This window comes from Pseudomonas sp. MD195_PC81_125 (assembly GCF_014060985.1).
Lineage (GTDB): Bacteria > Pseudomonadota > Gammaproteobacteria > Pseudomonadales > Pseudomonadaceae > Aquipseudomonas > Aquipseudomonas parakoreensis.
Map to the genome: position 1 here is coordinate 1 of NZ_JABULD010000629.1, position 1,701 is coordinate 1,701.

General features: G+C 62.0%; 1 protein-coding gene and 1 pseudogene. Both read right to left on the reverse strand.

Features of this window, described 5'->3' with window-relative positions:
- Positions 1–75: 75 nt before the first annotated feature.
- Positions 76–432: a 6-carboxytetrahydropterin synthase QueD gene (gene queD, locus HT737_RS25160; protein ID WP_182404216.1), complete on the reverse strand. Its 357-nt coding sequence runs from the start codon at positions 430–432 to the stop codon at positions 76–78.
- A 95-nt stretch (positions 433–527) separates the two neighbouring features.
- Positions 528–1,606: pseudogene (locus HT737_RS25165) on the reverse strand (patatin-like phospholipase family protein).
- Between the last annotated feature and the right edge of the window lie 95 nt (positions 1,607–1,701).

Genomic DNA, 1,701 nt, shown 5'->3' on the forward strand with positions numbered 1-1,701 from the left:
TTTTGATTTTGAATTTAAAAACAAGATCAAAAGATCGCAGCCTGCGGCAGCTCCTACAGGGGGATTTGTGTTCAATCATTCACCGCGATAGATGCAACCGCTGGTGCAGGTCTCGTGAATGCGGATCGCGCTGAGTTCCGGCAGCAGTGGCTTCATTTCATTCCAGATGAATTTGGCCAGCACTTCGCTGGTCGGGTTCTCCAGGCCGGGAATGTCGTTCAGGTAGTTGTGATCCAGACGTTCGTACAGCGGCTTGAAGATCACCTTGATCTCGGAGAAATCGCGGATCCAGCCGGTGTGCGGATCGAGGTCGCCGCTCAGGTGAATCGCCACCTTGAACGAGTGGCCGTGCAGGCGTCCGCACTTGTGGCCGTCCGGGACGTGCGGCAGGCGGTGGGCGGATTCGAAAGTAAACTCTTTGAAGATTTCCACAGTGATTTCGGCTCTGTTCAGGTGGCGTTCGCCGCAGCGATTCGGGCAGGCGGCGAGTTTACCAGCTTGTGTTTGGCGATGCGGGAAAACACTGACTAAAGGGTCAGCAAGCGCTCGGCGAGGCGACCGCTGGCGGTCAATTCGAGAAACTCGTCGCCCAGGCGGCGGCTTTCGTCCATCGCCGCGTGCCAGTATTTCTGCCGGCTCGGCGCATCGCCCATGAAGCGCTTGAAGTCGTTACGATCCGGCAGTTTGCCGTAGGGCAGGCGCGCCAGATAGTCCTTCGATGGCGCCAGTAACAGCACGTCCTGCAAACGCTCGACCGAGGCGCGGCGCCAAGGCAGGGTCTTGTCGAACCAACCCGGGATCACCCGGTCGGTGAAGTGTGGATAGAGCACGATGCCGTCGCCGCTGTAGGGCAGGTCGAGGTGATAGTCGAGCAGACCGCCGTCGCGGAAGGTGCCGGCACCGGCACCCGGCAGGTCGCGCACGCCTTCCATGACCATCGGGATCGAACCGGACGCCAGCAGCGCCTGGCGCAGGTTGCCGGCATTGAGAGCGACGAAGCGCGACGGAAAGTCATTCAACGCATTCACCGGTGGGGCGAGGCGCGGGTCGTGAACGATCAGGCGTTCGAAGTGCCGCGACAGCCGTGCGCGACCGCGCAGGTTATCGGCGATCACCGAGCCCAGCGCCAGGCCGAGGCGACCGCGATGATCGTCGGCCAGGCGTCCGTGGCTTTTCACGACCATGATGTTCAGGCGGTAGTCGGCGTTGTTGAGGATGCTGGCGTCGCGGCCGTCGAGCAGGTCATTGAGCATGCGCTGCGAGCTCGCGCTGATCTCGGCCATGGTCACGCCTTTGTTGAAATTCTGCTCGGCGTACAACTGACCGAGGCGGCGGATGCCTTCAGCGGCGTCCGGCAGGCAGGCGCTGGCGAAGCGCCAGGAACCGACCGAGGCACCGATCAGCGAGCGCTCACGCGGCGCGCTCGGCAGCCATTCGCCGAACAACGCCAGGTCCAGCCCCTGAATCCCCAACGCCTTCGGCCCTCCGGCCGCACCGGGCAGGGTGCCGACGTCGGCGGCGTTCAGGCCTTCGGCACGATGCGCGCCATGGCCCGAGGGCCGGCCTTGAGGGTGAGGGCGGGGAACTTGATGTGAATGGCAGTCATACCGGTCTCGATCGTTTAGCAAGCGAACAATTATAAGCACATGTTACCGATCTCTGTAGGAGCTGCCGCAGGCTGCGATCTTTGATTTTTTAAAA